This is a genomic window from Marinomonas sp. MED121 (genome assembly GCF_000153025.1).
Classification (GTDB): domain Bacteria; phylum Pseudomonadota; class Gammaproteobacteria; order Pseudomonadales; family Marinomonadaceae; genus Marinomonas.
In genome coordinates this window covers 495,084-516,775 of the sequence record NZ_CH672429.1, presented here as the reverse complement: position 1 = coordinate 516,775, position 21,692 = coordinate 495,084, and the positions used below count along the sequence as shown (strand labels likewise).

Genomic DNA, 21,692 nt, shown 5'->3' with positions numbered 1-21,692 from the left:
ACTTGATTTAGCTGGGTCTTTTTAGGGTTAGCTTCTCATTTAAAATGCCATAGTCAGCGCTACCTAAACGACTTAAAGGCGATAAGCCTAAGCTATCAATGTAATATCTACCTTCAGACTCATTGATTAGAGAGTCTTCAACATGAACACTGATGACTTCAAGGTAACAGGCGCTTTGTGCATCGCTTAATTGATGAACATCATATAAACGACAATGCATGGCCACTTTTGTGTCTGTTAATCTAGGTAAGTTTTGACTAAAAGGTGTGAGAGCTAAACCTTGTTCACTTACTTCTGACTTACCATACTCAAGAGTTGCTGCACTTGTATTAACATCTTCAGCATTACTTGAACTTGGAATATGCAATACGCATTCCTTTTCTCTCAATAAATTTGCTTTTGTGTCTTTTTCTAGGTGTTTTTCTTTGTTTCCTATCGATACCACCACTAAAGTGGGTTCAGAGCTGAGTGCCGCAAAATAGGAAAAAGGCGCTAGGTTAAAGCTGTCTTTTTCATTAGCGGTTAATATCCATGCGATAGGCCTTGGTAATACGGTTTGGGTGATTAAATGATAGCGCTGATTTGGCGACATTTTTTCGAACTCAAAAATCATACTTAGTTTCTCAATAGAATGCTGATATCTAACATTATTCTTTTTGCATCAATTTGTTAATAGACTTGCCGAAGTTTTGGACTGTGCTAAACCTTAGTTATGGAATCAACAAAAACTTTACCAATAATGGGTAAAGATTAATTTTGATTATAGGGGACAAAAGCATGAGTATATTTGACCATGTTCAATCTCGTTATGATGCTCAGCAAGACGAAGAGATGTCATTAGACGAATACTTGAACCTATGTAAAACGGATGTTGGTGCGTACGCAACGCCTGCTGAGCGCCTGCTAAAAGCGATTGGCGAGCCTAAAATCATAGATACGTCTAAGGAACCAAGGCTGAGCCGTATTTTTTCCAATAAATTAATTAAACAGTATCCAAGCTTTGAATCTTTTTATGGCATGGAAGAAGCGATAGAGAGAATCGTTGCTTTTTTAACACATGCATCACAGGGCTTGGAAGAATCAAAACAAGTGTTGTATTTATTAGGGCCTGTTGGCGGTGGTAAATCTTCTCTTGCTGAAAAACTAAAAGAGCTTATGCAAAGTGTGCCTTTTTACGCGATAAAAGGGTCTCCTGTTTTTGAATCGCCTTTATCAGTATTTGATGTCAGGGAAGACGGCGATATATTAAGCGAAGTATATGGTATTCCAAAACGATACCTTAAAGGCTCTATGTCTCCTTGGGCAACAAAGCGTTTGACTGAGTTTAATGGTGATATTAGTCAGTTTAAAGTTGTTAAGGTTTACCCTTCCATTTTACAGCAAGTTGCGATCTCGAAAACCGAACCTGGTGATGAGAATAACCAAGATATTTCTGCGTTAGTGGGTAAGGTGGATATTCGTAAGCTTGAGTTCTTTGAGCAAAATGATGCGGATGCTTATAGTTTTTCAGGTGGTTTATGTCGAGGAAATAGAGGTATCATGGAGTTTGTTGAGATGTTTAAAGCACCAATTAAAGTGCTGCATCCTCTATTAACTGCTACCCAAGAAGGTAACTACAATGGTACGGAAGGGCTAGGCGGTATTCCCTTTGATGGCATCATCTTAGCTCACTCTAACGAATCTGAGTGGCAAACCTTTAAAAACAATAAAACTAACGAAGCTTTTATCGACCGGGTTTATACGGTGAAAGTACCTTATTGTACTCGAGTCTCAGAAGAGATGAGTATCTATCAAAAACTACTTGAGCATAGCTCTCTAAAATCAGCACCATGTGCTCCTGATACCTTAAAAATGCTTGCTCAATTTACCGTGCTATCACGGGTCAAAGAGCCTGAAAATTCTTCTGTTTATTCAAAAATGCGAATTTATGATGGCGAGTCATTAAAGGATGTGGATCCTAAAGCTAAGTCTCTTCAAGAATATAAAGACGCTGCAGGTGTTGATGAAGGAATGGATGGGCTATCAACTCGCTTTGCCTTCAAAATTTTATCTAAGGTGTTTAACTTTGATCCGATCGAAGTGGCAGCCAATCCTGTGCATCTTATGTATGTCCTTGAGCAACAAATCGATCAAGAACAGTTTGATCAAGAGCGTCATGATAGATATCTAAGAGGCCTTAAAGAATACTTAGCTCCTAGGTATGTCGAATTTATCGGTAAAGAAATTCAAACCGCATATTTAGAGTCTTATTCAGAATATGGGCAAAATATATTTGATCGATATGTAACCTATGCTGATTTTTGGATTCAAGACCAAGAATATAGAGACCCTGAAACAGGAGACATTTTAGATAGAGCTTCGATCAATGATGAGCTGGAAAAAATTGAGAAACCAGCCGGTATTAGTAATCCGAAGGACTTTAGGAATGAGGTGGTTAACTTTGTTTTAAGAGCGAGAGCCAATTACAACGGTAAAAACCCTTCCTGGTTAAGTTATGAAAAACTTAGGATAGTGATTGAACGTAAAATGTTCTCAAATACTGAGGATTTATTACCTGTTATCTCTTTCAGCGCTAAATCATCAACGGAAGATAAAACCAAACATAACGAATTTGTTAAACGTATGGTTAAACGAGGGTATACAGAGAAGCAGGTAAGACTATTGTCAGAATGGTATTTAAGAGTGCGTAAATCTCAGTAAAGAAAACCTTACAGCACCTTCTTTTTAAAGTGGGTGTTGTAAGCCTATTCAAGGTATTGGTTAGATATCAATACCTCTTCTTTAAGCTGCATAGGAGGTGTGCCCATGTCTTATATAATTGACCGCCGCCTGAATGGAAAGCACAAAAGTAGTGTTAATCGACAACGTTTTTTACGCCGTTATCAAAAGCATATTAAAAAAGCGGTTGAAGAAGCGGTTAATGAAAGAAGCATTAAAGACCTTAATCGTGGTGAGCAAATTACCATCCCACAACAAGATATTCATGAGCCTTCTTTTGGACACGGACAAGGAGGCACTGGCTCAATTGTTCATCCTGGTAACAAGGAGTTCAATACTGGGGACCGCATACCTAAACCACCAAGTGGTGGCGGACAGGGGAGTGGGTCAGGAGACGCGAGTGATCAAGGGGAGGGGGAAGATGATTTTGTTTTCCAAATTTCCCAAGAAGAATTTTTAGACTATGTGTTTGAAGACTTAGAGTTGCCTAATCTCTTGCAAAAAGAGCTAAAAGAAATCAAGGAGTTTTCATTAAAGCATGCGGGTATTGTATCTGACGGTACACCCTCTAAGCTCAATATTGTTCGTTCTATGCGTAATGCACAAGCAAGACGTATTGTGATGAGCAAAGGGGCAAGAAGAATGCTTGAGGAAGTAGAAGAGCAGATTGAAGAGATTGAACAAGCTGAAACGGCCTTAAAAGATGAAAAACTGCTCCAAGAGTTATTAGCACAAGCTGAGCAATTGCGTCAGCGTATTGAGAAGACCCCTTTTTTAGATAGCTATGACCTTAGATATAACCATCATGTAAAAGAGCCAAAACCAAGTAGTCAGGCGGTTATGTTCTGTATTATGGATGTCTCTGGGTCCATGACTCAAGAAACGAAAAATATCGCTAAACGCTTTTATATTTTGCTGTATCTATTCTTGCGTCGAAATTATGAAAAAATTGAAGTGGTGTTTATACGTCATCACACCAGTGCAAAGGAAGTGAATGAAGAAGAGTTCTTTTATTCAAGAGAAACCGGGGGAACCATAGTTTCTAGCGCGCTTAAATTAATGGATAAAATAATTCAAGATAGATACCCATCGAGTGCTTGGAACATTTATGCAGCACAAGCATCAGATGGTGATAACTGGGATGATGACTCAGAAACATGCCGTAAAATTATAGAAGAATCTATTATCGATCAGGTTCAATATTTCACTTATATAGAAATTACACCTCGTAACCACCAAAGCTTATGGTATGCCTATGAGCAAGTTCAAAGTATTCATCCAAGCTATTTCTCTATGAGACACATCACTGACTTAACTGATATTTATCCCGTATTTAGAGATTTGTTCCAAAGGAGGTTGCATGAATCAAGCAAAAACTAAGCGAAATTTCTTGTCAACAGGATCTGATTGGACATTTGAATTAATAGAAACCTATGACAAAGAAATTGGCAAAATAGCGGCTGAGTTTGGGTTGGATACTTATCCTAATCAAATCGAGGTCATCAGCTCTGAACAAATGATGGATGCTTATGCGTCTGTTGGTATGCCTTTGGGTTACCATCATTGGTCCTATGGTAAGCAGTTTCTAGACGTAGAGCAGAATTATAAGCGTGGGCGTATGGGGCTCGCTTATGAGATAGTGATTAATTCGTCTCCTTGCATCGCATATTTAATGGAAGAAAATAATATGATGATGCAGGCCTTGGTCATTGCCCATGCCTGTTATGGTCACAATTCTTTCTTTAAAGGTAACTACCTATTTAAAACTTGGACAGATGCAACAGCCATCATAGATTATCTTGTATTTGCTAAAAAATACGTTCAAGAGTGTGAGGAAAAATATGGTATCGAAGACGTAGAGCTCACATTAGACTCTTGTCATGCCTTGATGAACTTTGGCGTAGATAGGTACAAGCGTCCCGTGCCATTATCAGCCGAAGAAGAAAAAGCGAGGGTGACAGAAAGGGAGCACCAACTTCAGCAACAGGTAAATGATCTTTGGCGAACCATTCCTAAATTAGATAAATCCGATGCGGATGAGGATATGAGGGAGTCATTTCCAAGTGAGCCGCAAGAAAACCTCTTATATTTTCTCGAAAAACATGCGCCATTATTAAAACCTTGGCAGCGAGAGCTGGTAAGAATAGTGAGAAAAATGGCGCAATACTTCTATCCGCAAAGACAAACCCAAGTAATGAACGAAGGTTGGGCTTCATTTTGGCATTATACCTTGGTTAATAGCCTTTATGATAAAGGCTTAGTTGAAGACGGTTTTATTCTTGAGTTCCTTCAATCTCATACGAATGTGGTTTACCAGCCTGCGTTTGATTCTCAATATTACTCGGGCATTAACCCTTATGCGTTAGGGTTTGCTATGTACAATGATATTAAACGTATTTGTGAAAACCCAACCCAAGAAGACAGAGATTGGTTCCCGGATTATGTTGATAAACCTTGGCTTGAAGTGCTGGACTTTGCTATGCGTAACTTCAAAGATGAGAGTTTTATTTTGCAGTTTCTATCGCCAAAGTTAATGCGAGACTTCCGTTTCTTCGGCCTTGAAAATGATGTGTTAGATCCTTTTGTTGAAGTAAAAGAAATTCATAATGATGAAGGTTATCGTTTGCTTAGGGATAGGCTTGCTCAGCAATATAATCTGAGTTATCGAGAGCCAAATATACAGGTGCAAAAAGTCAATATTCTGGGAGATAGGAGCCTGGTATTAAAGCACACAATGAATGGTGACCGTCCTTTAAACGAAGATACCGTTGAAGTGCTTAAACACTTTAGACGACTATGGGGTTTTGATGTCAGATTAGAATCTTGGGGAAAAGACGGATTGGTTAAAAGCTATACCTGTACCGAAGAATCTGAATAAACCTTAATTTAACTTCTCTACTAAGCCTTGATTAGCTTAATACTAATCAAGGCTTTTCTTGTATTTAAACCTAGCTTAGCGTATGCCTCTTGCTCTTATGCTTAAGAGTATGATTTCATTTATATTTTGATATCCTGAGTCACTTCTTCATGAACAAATCACATTTAATTCACACCATTAAAAAAATGTTAGAGAAACGCTTTGAAACTGCAGCAACAGCGGCTCACCAAGCCTATGAAGCGGCTACGGATAAAGAGAGTGTTGCAGAAAATAAATACGATACATTTGGATTAGAAGCTTCTTATTTAGCGCATGGACAATCCCAGCGTGTGATTGAATGTGAAAATGATTTAAAACATTTTTTATCGATGACATTTAAAGATTTTAATGAAGATGATGCTATCGCAATGGGAGCCTTAGTTGAGCTTGAAGAAAGTGCAGGTAAGCAGATTACGTGTTTTATTTCTCCTTGTGCTGGTGGGCAGGCCTTTGATTTTGAAGGCAAGAACTGTCTTCTCATTACGCCAAGTTCTCCTTTAGGTCGGGCACTTTTAGGTGCTAATTTAGAGGATGAGGTGAAAGTTACGATAGGCGCTGATACTAAATTCTATGAAATTACCCATTTAAGCTAAGGGTATTGCAAGTGTAAAGTGACGCCTTGTTTGACACTTTTTCCCCATATACCTTTAATGAGTAGACTGAGAAGAGGTAACTTAATCACAGGTTTCTTAGTGTGAATAGGCTGCCTGAGACTTAAGGTAATTGGCATCACTCAGTCATTTATTATTGATAGATCAGGTTCAAAATTTATAGATAAGGCTTCGAGGTTTTGTCTTATGGAATCTGTTCTTTCAAATCTGATCTATCAAATCTGATCTATAGAACCTTAGTATTTTTTTGCATGCAGCATTATAAGGTGGTGCCCTAATCAAGCTTGTTTAGGGGGAAGCTTGTTTAGGGGGAAGCTTGTTTAGGGGGAAGCTTGTTTAGGGGAAGTTTGATCTAGGGGGAGGGTTGAGAGAGATAAGCAAGTTGCAGGTTTTTACTAGCATCTACAGCTCATTTTTTATCAGATAATTTGAATATTTTGCTTTCACATGGATAAAGACTCGAATCCTTTTTTTAGCTGTGTTATTTTGCCCGCCCTTTTTTAATTGAGAGAATAGGCTGATACAAAATGATAGCAGGCTTTGATTACGGTACCTCCAATTGCGCAATATCAGCCATAACAGATAACACAGTTGCACACCCGCAAGTGTCATTAGTTGAATTAGAGCAAGGTAAGCCTTTTGTACCCTCAACTTTATATGCGTTAGAGCGTGAACTTATTGTTGAGTCAGTTGCATTAAATATCCAAAACGATACACATAAGTCTGAGTTTCTTCAAAGCCGAAAGAATCAGCTCGCTATGGCGCAAAGAGTAAGGCGTGAAGCGGATATCCAGCAAGATGAGCAAAGTTTATTCTTTGGCCGCGAGGCTTTTGCTCAATACTTGGCACAACCTGATGAGGGCTATTTTGTAAAATCGCCTAAATCTTTCTTAGGGGGAAGTGGCTTTAGAGCAGAATTTATTCACTTCTTTGAAGATGTTGTAACCGCCATGATGCAAAACATTAAGCAGCAAGCTGAGCATACGTTAGGGCAGGAACTTTTGCATACGGTAATTGGCCGCCCTGTAAACTTTCAGGGAATAAACGCAGATAATGCGAACCGTCAAGCGCTAGATATATTATCAATTGCTGCTAAACGTGCTGGCTTTAAATCGGTTGAGTTTTTGTATGAGCCAATTGCTGCAGGTTTAGCCTTTGAGAGTCGATTAGAACAAGATAAAACGGTTTTAGTAGTTGATATTGGTGGCGGTACTAGCGATTGCGCCATGGTGAGAATGGGGCCAAGTTACCGCTCGAACTTAGATAGGTCTGCTGACTTCCTTGGTCATACTGGTGAACGTGTTGGCGGTAATGATCTAGATATTCAACTAGCGGGTAAAAATCTCATGCCTCTTTTTGGTATGGAGTCCAGTTTAAAAAATGGTTTGCCTATGCCTACCCAGGTGTTTTGGGATGCGGTAACAACCAACGATGTTAGCGCTCAAGCAAGCTTTAATAGTTTGCAGACACAGGTGCACCTCGAACAAATGTATCGAGATGCTAAAGAGCCAAATTTGCTAGAGCGTTTTATAAACTTACGTGACGAAAAACAAAATTTTCATCTTGTTAGGGATGCAGAGCAATGCAAGATTGCTTTGTCTGATAAGCTGACTCATACCCTAGATCTTGGCTATATTGAGTCCGGCTTAACCTGTGATGTTTCTCGTGACAGTTATGCGGATCGTATTCAACCACCTTTAACAAAAATGCTGAATCTGATGGAAGACGTGGTTAAGCAAGCGGGCTCCCAACCTGATCTTGTATTTGTCACCGGTGGCTCAGCTCAATCTCCCGTTATTAGAGAAGCAATTGCTCAGCGTCTAGGCAATATTGAAATCTTGGATGGGGATCATTTCGGTAGTGTTGCAGCGGGCTTAGGAGTGTGGGCAAATAATATCTATCGTTAATCAATGATGAGAATCGACCCATTAAGTTAGCGTCAACTTAGCTAACTTAATGGGTCAATATCTAATTCTGTTTTTACTGCCTTGACGCCACAAAACATCATCACTAAATTTCTTAGACCTGTTTCAATATCAAGGGCATGTAACCCCTTAATTGTTTGATCAACTAATGCCATATACCTTTGCATATAGTTTAATGTATTGATGTTATGTCGACTTAAGGCGCTTTCATAAAACGGGATACGTTTATCCCAAATCCTTTGTTTCTGGCATGCCTGTCTGATAGACATACTTGCACTTGCCTGTACTAGCTTATCTAATGTTTGAATTTCACGATTTAGAAGCCAGAGCATGATGTTGTGATCCACACCTTCTGCACCAAGTTGCTGTAAGCAATGAAGTGATTCTTTCACCTTGCCCATGAGTATTCGATCACTTAAATCATAAATAGAATAACGACTACTATCTGAAACTGAGTCGGCAATGGTTTGCTCATCAATTCGACTGCCAGGTCCTTGTATTAAAACCAGTTTTTCAAGTTCTTGAGATAGCGCAAGCAGGTTGCCTTCGTTGCGTTCACAAATAAGAGCAGCAGCATCTCGCGTTAAACTTAGGTCAATGGCACTGGCTCTTTTTTGTAGCCATTGTCCGAGTCGGTTCGCTTCAACTGGCCATATTTGTACAAATACACCTTGAGATTCTAGTTTCGTGAACCACTTAGTCTTTTGTGTACGGCTATCTAATTTAGGTAATGTCAGTAAGATAATATTGTCACTCGTTAACTCATTGCCCAATTGAGTGAGTGCTTTGGTGTGCTTTTCAGACATTTTATCTATCTGAATATCAAACAAACGCTGAGAGGAAAATAAGGACAATGCTTGGTTTTCTTGCAGTACCTCTTGCCAGTCGAACTGGGCGTCGGCAACAAATCTAAGCCTCTCATCTATCCCCTTACTGGGTAATAGCTTACGAATAGAATCACTTGCTTCTTGTATTAATAAAGGTTCATCGCCTGAAATAATATAAATAGGATGAAGTTCTTTATTAATGGTCTGCTCAAGTTGCTCTGCTTTAATTTTCATAGGCTAACAGATGCGTAAGTGAGTAGGTTGATTATAAGGGGGCATAGGCAAGATCACTTACTAGTTGTTTTGCTAAATCATCAGTCATATCAAGCATTTGCTCATTATTATAAGCAAGTACAGTATCGTCACTCGCATCTTGATTTGATAAGGTCCTGGTAACAGTGACTGAACGAGGGCCGTATAAAGATTTGCCTGTTTTGTTACGAATAAAATAGCTGGCTTTTAAGCGTCGTTCTTTTTCTGTGACATCATTATTGCTGGCGGTTGAAAGTACTCTATCTGTATAGGTTATTTTCAGGACTTTTAACTCAAGTACATCATTATCAGTGGTTGAGTTTTCATCTAACAAAGAGACTTTGGCAAGTTTTAATTGTTTTTCTAAAGATTGATCAAAATTTGGCATCCCACTTTCAGACGCCAACTTAAGGGTCATGAGTACTTGTGGAATAGGAAGTTGACCTTTTAGGTGAAAGCCACAAGCGCTAATAAAAAGTGCTAATAAACTAACCACTAAGGTTTTAGACCAGTTTGAAAAAAATTGCGTGAGAAGTTGAGAAAATACCATTTAATTGTCCAAGCAAAGAATGAAAGAGAGTAAGAGGTTTGCCCTTACTCTCTTTGTCGCATTAATTTGCGACGATATTAACAAGTCGACCAGGTACGACGATGACTTTACGAACGGTTTTACCTTCAATGAATTTGATAACGTTTTCATTGGCAAGCGCAAGTGCTTCAATTTCATCATTGGTTGCATTGGCAGAAACAGACATCTCAGCACGCTTCTTACCTAATACTTGAACAACGATCGTTAGCTCATCTTTAATCAATGCGCTTTCATCAACGGTTGGCCAAGGCGCATCAACGACGTTAGTGTCATGGCCCAGTGCTCCCCATAACTCGTGTGAGATATGTGGCACGATCGGAGAAAGACATAAGGTCGCAGCTTCTAAGGCTTCTTGTTCTACCGCTAATCCAAGCTCTGATTTGTCTTCGTATTTACTGATTTCATTACACAGTTCCATAAGCGCAGCAATAGCCGTGTTGAAAGTCTGACGACGTTCAATATCATCCGTTACTTTAGCAATGGTTTCGTGTGTCTTACGGCGTAATGCTTTTTGATCTGAGGTTAGTTTGCTGGTATCAAGCTTACCCACTGTACCTGCATTATTATGACGATAAGCCAAGGCCCATAATCGGCGTAGGAAACGCGATGATCCGTCAACACCCGCATCGTTCCACTCAAGTGATTGCTCCGGCGGTGCAGTGAACATGATAAATAGACGTACTGTATCAGCGCCGTACTTCTCAATCATTTCTTGAGGATCCACTGTGTTGCCTTTAGATTTAGACATCTTAGTACCATCTTTATTCACCATACCTTGAGTAAGAAGGCGTTTAAATGGTTCGTTAGATGTTACTAGACCCGCATCACGAAGTAGTTTGTGGAAAAAACGAGCATAGAGTAAGTGCAAGATAGCATGCTCAACGCCCCCAATGTATTGGTCAACAGGAAGCCAGTAGTTTGCTTCTTCTGTTAGCATCATCTCATCACTTTCAGGGCTGCAATAACGAGCATAATACCAAGAGGATTCCATAAAGGTATCAAAGGTATCTGTTTCACGTTCTGCTTGCATGCCATCAAATTCAATGGCAGAGAACTCAGGGTTGTTTTTGATCGGTGAATTAACGCCATCCATCACAACATCTGTTGGAAGTTCAACAGGAAGTTGATCTGCAGGAACGGTTTTAACTTCGCCATTTGGCATGTTGATCGTAGGGATTGGTGTTCCCCAATAACGCTGACGGCTAACACCCCAATCACGTAGGCGGAAGTTAACTTTAATGTCACCTATCCCTTGGGTCTTCATCCATTCACTGACCGCTTTAAATGCTGCGCTGAAATCTAAACCATCAAATTCACCAGAATTACATAACACACCTTTTTCAGTGTAAGCGGCTTTTGTTAAATCAAACTCTTCGTCAGCGGCTATGATTACTTGTTTGATTGGCAGGCCGTAGGCATTAGCGAATTCAAAATCTCTTTGATCGTGTGCAGGGACAGACATGACTGCGCCTGAGCCGTAATCCATCAAGACAAAGTTAGCGGCGTAAACAGCAATTTCTTCACCGGTAATAGGATGAATGGCTTTAAAGCCAGTATCCATACCTTTTTTCTCCATTGTTGCCATGTCGGCTTCAGTTGTGGAAGTCTTCTTACAGTCAGCAATAAAGTTCGCAAGCTCTGGATTTGTTTGAGCTGCTTCTAAGGTAAGAGGGTGCTCTGTTGCTACTGCCATGTAAGTCACGCCCATAATGGTGTCAGGGCGTGTTGTGTAAACACTGATTCTATCTTCGAGCTTGTCACCTTTGCCTTTAATAGCAAAGCTGAACTCTAACCCTTCAGAACGACCAATCCAGTTACGTTGCATGGCTTTAACTTTTTCAGGCCATTCATCTAATTGGTCTAGGTCGTCTAATAATTCTTGAGCGTAATCCGTGATACGAATAAACCACTGTGGAATCTCTTTTCTTTCGACAGTTGTGCCACAACGCCAGCAACCACCATCTTCAACTTGCTCATTGGCTAGTACCGTCTTATCGTTCGGACACCAGTTAACGGCAGACGTTTTTTTGTAGGCCATGCCTTTTTCAACTAGTTGAGTAAAGAACCATTGCTCCCAGCGATAATACTCTGGTGTACAGGTTGCAATCTCTCTGTCCCAATCATAGCCAAAACCCAGTTGCTTCAACTGATCCTTCATATAGGCTATATTTTCTTTAGTCCACTTAGCTGGCGCTGTTTTGTGCTTAATGGCAGCATTCTCAGCCGGTAGGCCAAAAGCATCCCAACCCATAGGTTGAAGGACGTTTTTACCTTGCATGCGCTGATAGCGAGAAATAACATCGCCAATGGTATAGTTACGTACATGACCCATGTGAAGTCGCCCACTTGGGTAAGGGAACATGGAAAGGCAATAAAACTTCTCTTTACTGCTATCAGCAACAGCTTTAAAGACCTTGTTTTTATCCCAGAATGACTGAGCGGAAGTTTCAATGTTTTGCGGATTATATTGTTCTTGCATGACGGTAAACGTGTCCCAGTTTGGCTTGATATAACGCTTTTGTTATCAGCCTAATGTTAATTATCAATAGAGTTGTAAATTGTGAGCTATTTTATATAGATGAGGCAGTAAATAGAAGGCACAAGAGGGTCTAGTTATGAAATCAGATAAAAAAGAGAGCAAAACAGACAGCGGATTAGTCGAAGAGACAAAAAAAACCATCGAAGCCGCAAAATCTTGGGTCATTGAAGATGTGCATTTTGCGTCAGCCTATTGGCATCATAAAATGGGATACATGGAAGCTTGGGTATCTGCCCATTGGCATCTAGTGCTTGAAAAAGGTCATGACGCATTAGAAGACCTTGAGGAAATAGAGGATTTAGGTTTGTTATGGCTAGTCGACCATGTCAATCAGAATCCGGTGCCTTTAGCTCATTGTCATACGGCAGGAAGTCCATGCTTACCTGATGAATATTTATGTATGTCATGTAGTCAAGTTCAACGTTTGGATGTAGAGCAAGAGTTAGAAGTTTGTTCCAATTGTGGCTATGGTGTTTTTTCTAATCATAAGAAAGTAGACATTGATGATAAAAATTGATCGCTAAAACTTATAGTAATGAGTTACATGAGTTCAGATTATGAGCTCGCTTTGACAAAATTAAGAACAATCTCAACAAATCAGCTATCTGGTTTGCACTTTTCTACTCCCCTATATTATTCTTGCCGCGAAATAAGTTTCAAGGATAGAAACTTTCTTGCTAAAAAATCCGCATTTCCTGCTATTCAATATCCTTGAATTTAGTCTATTTCCGCTTTAGCTCATTTCAGTTCAACTCGCTTGAAACTTTATGTGCCTATTTGAATTAACTCTGTGCACCTAATTTGATTAGGTGATTTCACGTCTTACAAGATCCCTGTTAATAAGGATATAAAATATGAAAACAGGTAACCCTAAGGATATAGATATTGTCTCCAAGCGAGCCATTAGCTCTAACCTAAAGGAGAAAGGCTTTTTTTCTCCCACTTTTATTCTATCTATTGTCGGTTTATGCATTATTTGTCTTTTAAGTATATTTTTACCTGAAATGGCTAAGCATGTTTTTGAAAACAGCCGCCGTTGGTCTGTTATTAATCTAGATTGGCTTTTTGTGAGCTTAGCTAACCTATTCTTGTTGGTGACCATTGTATTAGCGCTTTCACCTTTAGGTAAAAAGCGTCTAGGCAATCAAGCAAAGGAATATTCTAACCTAGCTTGGTTTTCTATGATTATCACGACTGGGTTTGGGCTGACATTAGTGTTTTGGGGGGTGGCAGAGCCAGCCGCCTTCTACTCTGATTGGTGGGGAGCGCCTTTAGGACAAACACCTAAGACGCCAGAAGCGGCTCCCTTGGCATTGGCTGCTAGCCTTTATCATTGGGGGCTTCATCCTTGGGCAATGTATGCCATGATGGCTTTAGCTGTGGCCTACGCTACATATAATTTAGGGTTACCACTTAAATTAAGTTCTGCGTTCCAACCATTATTAGCAGGCAGATTTGCCAAGCCGATTGGGTCGATTATCGATTCACTCGCAGTTATTGCTACTTTGTGTGGTGTCGCAACGACAATGGGCTTAGGAGCAAGGCAGGCGAGTAATGCTTTATCTCATTTGTATGATATTCCCAACACATTATTGAGCCAAAGTGCGGTGATTATTTTGGCAAGTATTCTGCTTGTTATCATTTTGCAAAAAGGCATAAATAAAGGCATCAAGCGCTTTAGCTTAATTAACTTGGTGTTACTACTCGTGTTCGCTTTTATCTTATTTTTGGTAGCGGATATGTCAGGTGCGCTGTCTCTAATGCTTTCAACGCCTCAAGTTTATGCTGAAAATTTTGTTGCTATGAGTCTTTGGGATGATCGCTCAGATACAAAATTCTTCCATGGCTGGACTGTTTTTTATTGGGTCTGGTGGTTTTCATGGGCTCCTTTTATCGGTATTTTCATCGCAAAAATTTCGCAAGGTAGAAGTATTCGTGAGTGTGTTTTTGCCGTCGTGGTTGTACCTACAATCTTTACCTTTATCTGGTTTAGTATCTTGGGGGGAGTGGGCTTAGATCAGTTATTAAATAATGTGGGAAGTATTTTAACGCCTCGCTTATCTCCTTCAACGGCTCTATTTCAAATGTTAGCGATTTTACCACTGTCACAGTGGTTATCTTTATTGGGTATTTTGCTGGTTTTATTTTGCTTTGTTTCAACCTCAGATACCTCGCTCTATGTGATTAATAAGTTGACCAGTGATAACCCTGATTCAACGAATAAACTAGTCACGCAATTCTGGGTGCTAGTCCAAGGTGTCGTTGCTTTAAGTTTGTTAGCGTTTGGTGGTAAAAAAGCCTTGGAGTCGGTTCAATCCGCCTCTTTAATGATTGGTGTGATTATGTGTGTGCTGCTTTTAGTGGCAAGTGTGATTTTTATCTATAATTTGAAGCGAAAATAATATGCGACAACCACAGGTCTAGGCCTGTGGTTGTCATTAGCTAAATTAGTGTTTAGCCGTGGTTTTTATTTTCCCAACAAAAGTGTAATAGGCTAAATAACCAAGTATCAGGCTTATTAAAAGACTAAAGAAAAGTAAGTTGCCATAGTGCACGTACGGGGTGATCCCTTTAAGTAGTTTTACTTGGGTCGTTAGGCTTGTTTGTGTGAACTGAGGGAGCTGATCGATAATCCTACCCTTCTCATCCATCACGGCTGTTACCCCTGTATTGGTTGCTCTAATTAAGTAGCGTCCCGCTTCCTTCGCTCTAAATTGCGCAATTTGTAGGTGTTGTAATGGGCCAATTGATTCACCAAACCAACCGTCGTTACTGACTGTCAGGAGCAAATCACTGTCTCTTACCATATTTCTGACGAGTTCAGGATAGACAATTTCATAACAAATAAAGCTAGAGATTGCCCATTCGCCAATTTGCATACTTGGTTGGTTTGCTTCACCTTTTTTAAAAGATGTCATAGGTTGGCCGAAAATATCAAAAATAGGCCCCATCCATTCTTGAAATGGAATGTACTCGCCAAAAGGAACAAGCTTCTGTTTTAGGTAAAGGCCAAAACCGTCACCAAGCGTCCATAAACCATTGTAAAAGTTACCTTGCTCTATTGGTTTGCCTGGAACTTGGGTGAGTACGGGCACGCCGGTAATGAGGCTGGTGTTACTTTGTTTCAGGATTGAATCAAACTCAGCTAAATAAGGCTTTACTTGATGATGTAGATAGGTAATTGCCGTTTCTGGCCAGATGATCAGATCACTATCAAGATGCGCTAAACTGGTTGATTGATAATAATTAAGAGTAGGGCCCGCATTTTCAGGTAACCATTTCTCATCTTGTTTAATATTACCTTGTATGAGAGTCGTTTTTAGACTGGCCATTTCTTGCGTAAATTTGATCGGAAAATGGGTCAGATATGAGCCTGTTCCCCAAAAAACGACAAGCATAACTAGAATAAAGGACTGTTTACGAATACCTTCAATAAAAAGGCTAGCGATGACGGTATAACTCATAATCGCGATAGCACTTAGTAACCAAATTCCACCGTAAGAAGAAAGTTCAAAAGCCCAAGTATTATGTAAGCTGTAACCTGGTAGCAACCAGGGAAAGCCAGTAAAGAGTGTACTTCTTAGATACTCACAGAATAAAAGGGATACGCTGAAAAGGAGTGTAATAGGCCAGTGTTTAAGATATGACTTAAGTTGCCAAGTTAAACTAAAAGCGAGCCCATAGAAGCTGGCTAAAAGGCAAACAAATGTGAGAGTAATTAAGAGTGAGAGAAAAAATCCGATTTGGCCGTAAGTAGCGATACTGACATAGATCCAAGAAATTCCTGCCCCAAAAAAGCCTAGCCCCAAAAAGAAACCTGTCTTTATTGCCGTTTTATGGTTTTTTGCACGACTAAATAATAACAAGCCTGAAATCAGAGTAACGGCGTAGGCTGGCCAAATATTATAAGGGGCAAAAGCAAGTACACCGCACATGCCTGCCAGAGTTGCGACAAGATATCGTATCTTGCCGCCATACTTTTCAGTAACAAGGTGCATAAACTTTGTATACCTGTTTAAGGCTAAGAAGCGGTTTTGGTGGATAAGGTTTGAACGTCCATGTTTGGTAATCGTTTAAGCGAAGTCTTCTGCTTCAGGCAGTCTGACTTGGAGTGTTTTTACACGACGACCATCGGATTTGACGACGGTGAATTGAATATCATCAATTGCGATTTCTTCACCTCGGCTTGGCACATGACCAAACTGTTGTACTATGATGCCACCGATTGTATCGAATTCTTCTTCGCTAAACTGTGTTTTAAAGTATTGGTTAAAGTCTTCAACGGCATATAAAGCTGGTACATGATAGGTGCCTGGTAACTCTAGTTTTTGCACATCTTCGTTTTCAAGCTTATCTGTCTCGTCTTCAATCTCACCAACGATTTGTTCTAACACATCTTCAATGGTGACCAGCCCAGAGACACTGCCATATTCATCAAGCACGATGGCCATATGGTAACGCTTAGTACGAAACTCATTGAGTAAAACGTTTAGGCGTTTACTTTCTGGGATGAAGTTTGCTTCTCTGAGTCTTTCTAGAAAATCATCGTTTGTGATTTCACCTTCATTAAAAAGAAGAGGAAGTAGGTCTTTAGCGAGAAGCACCCCAAGTATTTCATCTGAGTCTTCGCCTACTACAGGAAAGCGAGAGTGAGAGGAATCAATGATTTTTCTTAAGGTGGTTTTTGGATCATCATCTGATTTTACTACCACCATTTGAGATGGCGGAATCATGATATCCCGAACTTGCACTTCGGATACTTCAAGTGCGCCTTCAATAATTGTAAACGCGTCCTTATCAATGACTTCAGATTGAACTGATGCTTCAAGTAGATTGATAATATCTTTTCTACTCTTAGGTTCGTCATTAAAAGCCTGACTTAGGCGCTCAAACCAAGATTTTGGTTGCTGATCGTTTGAGGGACTCGATCGGTCTTCGCTCATAGTAGTCTGATCTCACTCATTTATCAGATAGGGGTTAGGAATATCCAATTGCCCGAGTATGCTTATTTCTAAGCTTTCCATTTCTTGCGCATCATCTTCCTTTATATGGTCAAATCCACGCAAATGCAAGGTCCCATGAATAACCATATGAGCCCAGTGATGAAATAGTTTTTTATTTTGTTCTACCGCCTCTTTTTCGACCACCTGACGGCAAATAACCAAGTCACCTAATAAAGGTAATTCTATGCCATCTGGTACCTCAAAAGGAAAGGAGAGAACATTGGTCGATTTGTCCTTGCCTCGGTATTGATGGTTTAAATTTTGGCTTTCTTCTTCGTCAACAATACGAACTGTTAATTCAAAACAGGTATCATTTTGAGGTAGGGCAGGTTGAATCCATTGCATAAAATCTGCTTCACTCGGTAGGCCTTTTGTGTCCTGGCTAGCGAGTTGCAAATCAAGATCTAGATTGTCCATTTATGAATTATCACCTGCATTAAGTTGTTCTAATTTCTCTTGTTGCGCTTTGATGTTTGCGGCTTTTTTTTCTGCTTTTTCAATTTCTTGCTCTTCATCAAAAGCATCGTAAGCTTCAACAATACGCTGAACTAGAGGGTGTCTTACCACATCAATAGAACTAAATTGGGTCATGCTAATCCCTTTCACACCATCAAGTACATGCATGGCATGGGCAAGGCCAGAGGAGGTGCCTCTTGGTAGGTCGATTTGGGTTCTATCACCGGTAATCACAGCCGTCGAACCAAATCCAATACGAGTCAAGAACATCTTCATTTGTTCACGCGTTGTGTTTTGTGACTCATCCAGAATAATGAAGGCATTATTAAGAGTACGACCACGCATGAAGGCAAGAGGGGCAATTTCAATGACATTTTTTTCGATCAGTTTATCAACCAGTTCAAAACCTAACATCTCATATAGGGCGTCATAGAGAGGGCGTAAATATGGGTCTATTTTTTGAGTTAGATCACCTGGCAAGAAACCGAGTTTCTCGCCGGCTTCAACTGCCGGTCGCACCAGCATTATGCGCTCAACTCTATCGCTTTCTAATGCTTCAACAGCACAGGCAACAGCAAGGTAGGTTTTACCTGTACCCGCAGGTCCAATACCAAAGTTGATATCATTTTGGCGGATTTGCTTAACGTACCCTTGTTGATTTCGGCCTTTTGCTTTGACATGAAGCTTTCGTGTTTTGATTGTTTGAAAGGCAGGTGTTGATTCTTTTGAAGACAGGGCCTCAACGGCTGATTCTTGTAAAAATAAATGTATCATTTGCGGGCTTAAATCAGCCTCGACCAGTGCTTCGCGATACAAGTTTTCTAGCAAGGTTTTACAGCTTGATAGGGCTTTTTGATCTGAGCCGCTGATGGTGAAAAGTTCGCCACGATAACGAATCTCAACATCAAGTCTCTCTTCAATTAGCTTCAGATTACTGTCTAATTGGCCACATAAATTGGCAAGTGCTGCAGCCTGAGCTGGCTGCAGTCTAGTATGTAAGGTTGTGAGTGTTTCCAAGGGTTACCTTAAAGCAAAATTGAGTGAAAGAATTTAATTAAGTTTAAACTCTAATTCTAGTTCAGAGCTGATCATCTCACCTAATAAAGAATTTGGATAAGCATTGGTGATAATGACATCTGCAAACTTACCCACTAATTGAGGCTCAACCGCAGAGAAGTTTACGATACGATTATTTTCAGTTCTACCTTGCATTTGACCTGGGTCTCTTGGAGAGTAGCCGCTAACCAATATGCGTTGTGTTGACCCTATCATTGCCTGGCTATAGTCATAAGCATGTTGCTTAATGCGACGTTGTAAAATAGCTAAACGCTGCTTTTTAACGTCCTCAGAAATATTATCTTCTAAATCAGAGGCCGGTGTGCCTGGGCGCTGGCTATAAATGAAGCTAAAGGAGTGGTCGAAACCAATTTCTTGAATCAAGTTCATGGTATCCATGAAGTCTTGGTCAGTTTCACCCGGAAATCCGATAATGAAATCTGAAGAAAGGCTAATACCAGGACGTGCTTCTTTAATACGGTTGATTTTATCAATATAAGATTGTCTATCATGGCCACGTTTCATGGCTTTAAGAATATTATCCGCGCCACTTTGTACTGGGAGATGAAGATGGCTAACCAGTTTCGGAATATTTCTGAAGGCTTCAATCAAACTATCAGTGAACTCAACCGGATGAGAGGTGGTGAATCTGATACGTTCAACCCCATCAATTTGAGCAATAGCACTAATCACATCGGCTAAATCTGATTCTGTGCCTTCATTGTCAACGCCTCGATAGGCGTTGACGTTTTGACCTAATAAATGGATTTCACGCACACCTTGTTCTGCAAGTTGCATGACTTCCACGAGAATATCAGTAAAAGGTCGGCTGACTTCTTCTCCACGAGTATAAGGCACGACACAGAAAGTACAGTATTTACTACAACCTTCCATGATAGAGACGAACGCTTCTGCGCCTTCTACTTTCGGTGCTGGTAAGTGGTCAAACTTTTCAATCTCAGGGAAGGTAACATCCGTGATTGGAATTGAATTGGCAGCAGCATCGACCATTTCAGGAAGCTTATGTAATGTTTGAGGGCCAAAAATCATATCAACATGTTTGGCTCTCTTACGAATAGAGTCACCTTCTTGGCTGGCAACACAGCCACCCACACCAATTTTTAAATCTGGGTTCTTATCTTTTAGCTTTTTCCAGCGACCTAATTGGTGATAAACCTTATCTTGTGCTTTCTCTCGGATAGAACAGGTATTTAAAAGCAATACATCTGCTTCTTCCGCGTTATCGGTAAGCTCCATTTCGTGACTATCGCCAAGTAAATCAGCCATGCGAGATGAATCATATTCATTCATTTGGCATCCATGGGTCTGGATGAAAAGTTTTTTTGCCATTGTGTTGTTAAGAACCGTGCAATTAATCTTAAAAAGGTGTCAGTTAGACTTGGACGACATTATATGGAGCTTTGCATGAGAAACCTAGACTTGAATTCTAATCAGTGCATTTTTATTAAGTCAGCACTTTGTCTCTAGCCTTTAAAAAGAAAGATTCGCCTAGGCTAAGTAAAAAAATATTACGGTTAGAAAGCTTATGTTTGTTTATGTCTTAGTTCGTAGGAAAAAGCGGCAAAGCTGGCTGTTAAGTTCTAATCTTGATTAAAGATATTAGGAGTAATGCGAGATAACTCCTTGGTTTGTATTCTATGAGGGAGCTTGTATGGGACAATTTGTTTGTAAAGAGTTCTCCTCTTTAGAGCAAGAGCTTAAAAATGACCTTTTGGAGTGTTATCAAGAAGCCCAGTTAGAAATCGAAGAGATTATTAATAGCATTGAAGATGAAGGGTTTGAATTTGAGAAGCTTGATACACTTTTTCGCTCCTTACATAGTATGAAAGGAAATTGCTCTGTTTGTTTTTTAGATCCCTTGGTGGATGTTTTACATAAACTCGAAGAAATTGTTGATGGTATGCGTGGTCGCTATATTGAATATCGGACATCATTAGGCGAGTTAACTAATGTCGTGTTGGAAGAAGTGGGTGAGATTTTAAAGCAATTATTCACATCACATATTGCTGAAGATGAAATGTTAGAGATGTTAAGAGTTAACTTAACTGATCTTTATGCGTTAGAAGATGATGCCTTAAGGGGCGATAAAGCAGAAGATATCCTTTCCCTTGTCGAACATTCAAAAACAGATGAAATAGAAACGGAAAGTGAAAGCGACGACCTGTTAATTAAGGCTGAATTTTCTGAAGCGCAAAGTCAAGATATTGAACAATTTAGAGCGCTTTCTGCCAAGCTCAATCGTTTACTAGGCTATTCTCCTGAACGGGGGGAACGTATTTTAAAGTTATGTTTACTGATTAATCATGGATTACATAAGCCTGTCGATAAAGCGCAACTCAGCGCTGCCGCCTATATGCATGGAATGGGAAGGGCGCTCGTTTTAAAAGCGCAAGATGATGAAGAGGCAAGGCTAATTGCAGAAAGAAATCATCCTATCGTCGGGGCTAAATTATTGAGTAAACATCCTGGCTGGGAGGAGGCCGTTGAAATGGTTAAAGCCCATGAAGAGCGTTTTGACGGGACAGGTTTTCCTGAAGAATTAGTTGGATCTCTCATTCCCGCTGGGGCCTTCGTACTGTCAATGGCGGTCAAGTTTATTGATACCGTTTGGGGGGCATCCGCAGGGGATTATAAACGTAGTGCAATGAAGGCAGTGCAAACGGTTAACTTTGAAAGTGGTAAACAGTTCCCTCCTCACCTGATTGATGCATTTAATCAAGCTATTCGAAAAGTCTTAGTGGCTAAAAACAAATAAAAAGCTCAGCTAATGTATGACCA

17 protein-coding genes are annotated in these 21,692 nt (G+C 40.1%); 8 read left to right on the top strand and 9 right to left on the bottom strand.

What is annotated here, in order from left to right:
• Nucleotides 1-7: 7 nt before the first annotated feature.
• Complete coding sequence (locus tag MED121_RS02345) at nucleotides 8-613, bottom strand: flavin reductase family protein (RefSeq protein ID WP_009831987.1); 606 nt, start codon at nucleotides 611-613, stop codon at nucleotides 8-10.
• 164 nt (nucleotides 614-777) lie between these two features.
• On the opposite strand from MED121_RS02345, the gene MED121_RS02340 reads away from it, so the two are divergent.
• The 5 genes from MED121_RS02340 (at nucleotide 778) to yegD (ending at nucleotide 8,153) form a co-directional block, all read left to right on the top strand.
• Nucleotides 778-2,700 (top strand): PrkA family serine protein kinase, encoded by a 1,923-nt coding sequence (locus MED121_RS02340; protein ID WP_009831986.1) that lies wholly within the window; start codon nucleotides 778-780, stop codon nucleotides 2,698-2,700.
• 105 nt (nucleotides 2,701-2,805) lie between these two features.
• Entirely contained in the window at nucleotides 2,806-4,098 is a 1,293-nt protein-coding gene (locus tag MED121_RS02335; protein ID WP_009831985.1) for a YeaH/YhbH family protein, read from the top strand.
• The gene (locus MED121_RS02330; protein ID WP_009831984.1) at nucleotides 4,079-5,596 is read left to right on the top strand and encodes a SpoVR family protein; all 1,518 of its coding nucleotides are present in this window, start codon (nucleotides 4,079-4,081) and stop codon (nucleotides 5,594-5,596) included. Before MED121_RS02335 ends, MED121_RS02330 begins: the two co-directional genes overlap by 20 nt.
• A gap of 149 nt (nucleotides 5,597-5,745) precedes the next feature.
• Nucleotides 5,746-6,228, top strand: a complete 483-nt coding sequence (locus MED121_RS02325; protein ID WP_009831983.1) for a GreA/GreB family elongation factor — start codon at nucleotides 5,746-5,748, stop codon at nucleotides 6,226-6,228.
• A gap of 545 nt (nucleotides 6,229-6,773) precedes the next feature.
• Nucleotides 6,774-8,153 carry a molecular chaperone gene (yegD, locus tag MED121_RS02320; RefSeq protein ID WP_009831982.1) on the top strand — a complete coding sequence of 460 codons (1,380 nt, stop codon included), beginning with the start codon at nucleotides 6,774-6,776 and terminating at the stop codon, nucleotides 8,151-8,153.
• A 41-nt stretch (nucleotides 8,154-8,194) separates the two neighbouring features.
• Here yegD and holA read toward each other — a convergent pair whose 3' ends face one another.
• The 3 genes from holA to leuS form a co-directional block, all read right to left on the bottom strand.
• Nucleotides 8,195-9,232: a DNA polymerase III subunit delta gene (gene holA / locus MED121_RS02315; RefSeq protein ID WP_009831981.1), complete on the bottom strand. Its 1,038-nt coding sequence runs from the start codon at nucleotides 9,230-9,232 to the stop codon at nucleotides 8,195-8,197.
• Nucleotides 9,233-9,263: 31 nt separating this feature from the next.
• The gene (lptE, locus tag MED121_RS02310) at nucleotides 9,264-9,800 is read right to left on the bottom strand and encodes an LPS assembly lipoprotein LptE (RefSeq protein WP_009831980.1); all 537 of its coding nucleotides are present in this window, start codon (nucleotides 9,798-9,800) and stop codon (nucleotides 9,264-9,266) included.
• Between the two features lie 61 nt (nucleotides 9,801-9,861).
• Nucleotides 9,862-12,318 (bottom strand): leucine--tRNA ligase, encoded by a 2,457-nt coding sequence (gene leuS / locus MED121_RS02305; RefSeq protein ID WP_009831979.1) that lies wholly within the window; start codon nucleotides 12,316-12,318, stop codon nucleotides 9,862-9,864.
• A 136-nt stretch (nucleotides 12,319-12,454) separates the two neighbouring features.
• On the opposite strand from leuS, the gene MED121_RS02300 reads away from it, so the two are divergent.
• Both MED121_RS02300 and MED121_RS02295 read left to right on the top strand, forming a co-directional pair.
• Complete coding sequence (locus tag MED121_RS02300; RefSeq protein WP_009831978.1) at nucleotides 12,455-12,895, top strand: leucyl-tRNA synthetase; 441 nt, start codon at nucleotides 12,455-12,457, stop codon at nucleotides 12,893-12,895.
• Between the two features lie 337 nt (nucleotides 12,896-13,232).
• Nucleotides 13,233-14,780, top strand: a complete 1,548-nt coding sequence (locus MED121_RS02295; RefSeq protein WP_009831977.1) for a BCCT family transporter — start codon at nucleotides 13,233-13,235, stop codon at nucleotides 14,778-14,780.
• A 45-nt stretch (nucleotides 14,781-14,825) separates the two neighbouring features.
• On the opposite strand, the gene lnt is transcribed toward MED121_RS02295, so the two are convergent.
• The 5 genes from lnt to miaB form a co-directional block, all read right to left on the bottom strand.
• Nucleotides 14,826-16,376, bottom strand: coding sequence for an apolipoprotein N-acyltransferase (lnt, locus tag MED121_RS02290; protein WP_009831976.1), 1,551 nt, complete (start codon nucleotides 16,374-16,376; stop codon nucleotides 14,826-14,828).
• A 75-nt stretch (nucleotides 16,377-16,451) separates the two neighbouring features.
• Nucleotides 16,452-17,321, bottom strand: coding sequence for a transporter associated domain-containing protein (locus MED121_RS02285; protein WP_009831975.1), 870 nt, complete (start codon nucleotides 17,319-17,321; stop codon nucleotides 16,452-16,454).
• A gap of 12 nt (nucleotides 17,322-17,333) precedes the next feature.
• On the bottom strand, nucleotides 17,334-17,798 hold the full coding sequence (ybeY, locus tag MED121_RS02280) for an rRNA maturation RNase YbeY (protein ID WP_009831974.1): 465 nt from the start codon (nucleotides 17,796-17,798) through the stop codon (nucleotides 17,334-17,336).
• Nucleotides 17,799-18,854, bottom strand: a complete 1,056-nt coding sequence (locus MED121_RS02275; protein WP_009831973.1) for a PhoH family protein — start codon at nucleotides 18,852-18,854, stop codon at nucleotides 17,799-17,801.
• 33 nt (nucleotides 18,855-18,887) lie between these two features.
• Entirely contained in the window at nucleotides 18,888-20,243 is a 1,356-nt protein-coding gene (gene miaB, locus MED121_RS02270) for a tRNA (N6-isopentenyl adenosine(37)-C2)-methylthiotransferase MiaB (RefSeq protein WP_036178545.1), read from the bottom strand.
• A 322-nt stretch (nucleotides 20,244-20,565) separates the two neighbouring features.
• On the opposite strand from miaB, the gene MED121_RS02265 reads away from it, so the two are divergent.
• A complete protein-coding gene (locus MED121_RS02265) occupies nucleotides 20,566-21,669 on the top strand; it encodes an HD domain-containing phosphohydrolase (protein WP_009831971.1) in 1,104 nt (367 codons plus the stop codon).
• Nucleotides 21,670-21,692 lie beyond the last annotated feature (23 nt).

Excerpts from the sequence above, each read along its gene's own strand:
- MED121_RS02345 (WP_009831987.1), bottom strand. The coding sequence starts at position 613 with ATGATTTTTGAGTTCGAAAAAATGTCGCCAAATCAGCGCTATCATTTA.
- MED121_RS02340 (WP_009831986.1), top strand. The coding sequence starts at position 778 with ATGAGTATATTTGACCATGTTCAATCTCGTTATGATGCTCAGCAAGAC.
- MED121_RS02335 (WP_009831985.1), top strand. The coding sequence starts at position 2,806 with ATGTCTTATATAATTGACCGCCGCCTGAATGGAAAGCACAAAAGTAGT.
- MED121_RS02330 (WP_009831984.1), top strand. The coding sequence starts at position 4,079 with ATGAATCAAGCAAAAACTAAGCGAAATTTCTTGTCAACAGGATCTGAT.
- MED121_RS02325 (WP_009831983.1), top strand. The coding sequence starts at position 5,746 with ATGAACAAATCACATTTAATTCACACCATTAAAAAAATGTTAGAGAAA.
- yegD (WP_009831982.1), top strand. The coding sequence starts at position 6,774 with ATGATAGCAGGCTTTGATTACGGTACCTCCAATTGCGCAATATCAGCC.
- holA (WP_009831981.1), bottom strand. The coding sequence starts at position 9,232 with ATGAAAATTAAAGCAGAGCAACTTGAGCAGACCATTAATAAAGAACTT.
- lptE (WP_009831980.1), bottom strand. The coding sequence starts at position 9,800 with ATGGTATTTTCTCAACTTCTCACGCAATTTTTTTCAAACTGGTCTAAA.
- leuS (WP_009831979.1), bottom strand. The coding sequence starts at position 12,318 with ATGCAAGAACAATATAATCCGCAAAACATTGAAACTTCCGCTCAGTCA.
- MED121_RS02300 (WP_009831978.1), top strand. The coding sequence starts at position 12,455 with ATGAAATCAGATAAAAAAGAGAGCAAAACAGACAGCGGATTAGTCGAA.
- MED121_RS02295 (WP_009831977.1), top strand. The coding sequence starts at position 13,233 with ATGAAAACAGGTAACCCTAAGGATATAGATATTGTCTCCAAGCGAGCC.
- lnt (WP_009831976.1), bottom strand. The coding sequence starts at position 16,376 with ATGCACCTTGTTACTGAAAAGTATGGCGGCAAGATACGATATCTTGTC.
- MED121_RS02285 (WP_009831975.1), bottom strand. The coding sequence starts at position 17,321 with ATGAGCGAAGACCGATCGAGTCCCTCAAACGATCAGCAACCAAAATCT.
- ybeY (WP_009831974.1), bottom strand. The coding sequence starts at position 17,798 with ATGGACAATCTAGATCTTGATTTGCAACTCGCTAGCCAGGACACAAAA.
- miaB (WP_036178545.1), bottom strand. The coding sequence starts at position 20,243 with ATGGCAAAAAAACTTTTCATCCAGACCCATGGATGCCAAATGAATGAA.
- MED121_RS02265 (WP_009831971.1), top strand. The coding sequence starts at position 20,566 with ATGGGACAATTTGTTTGTAAAGAGTTCTCCTCTTTAGAGCAAGAGCTT.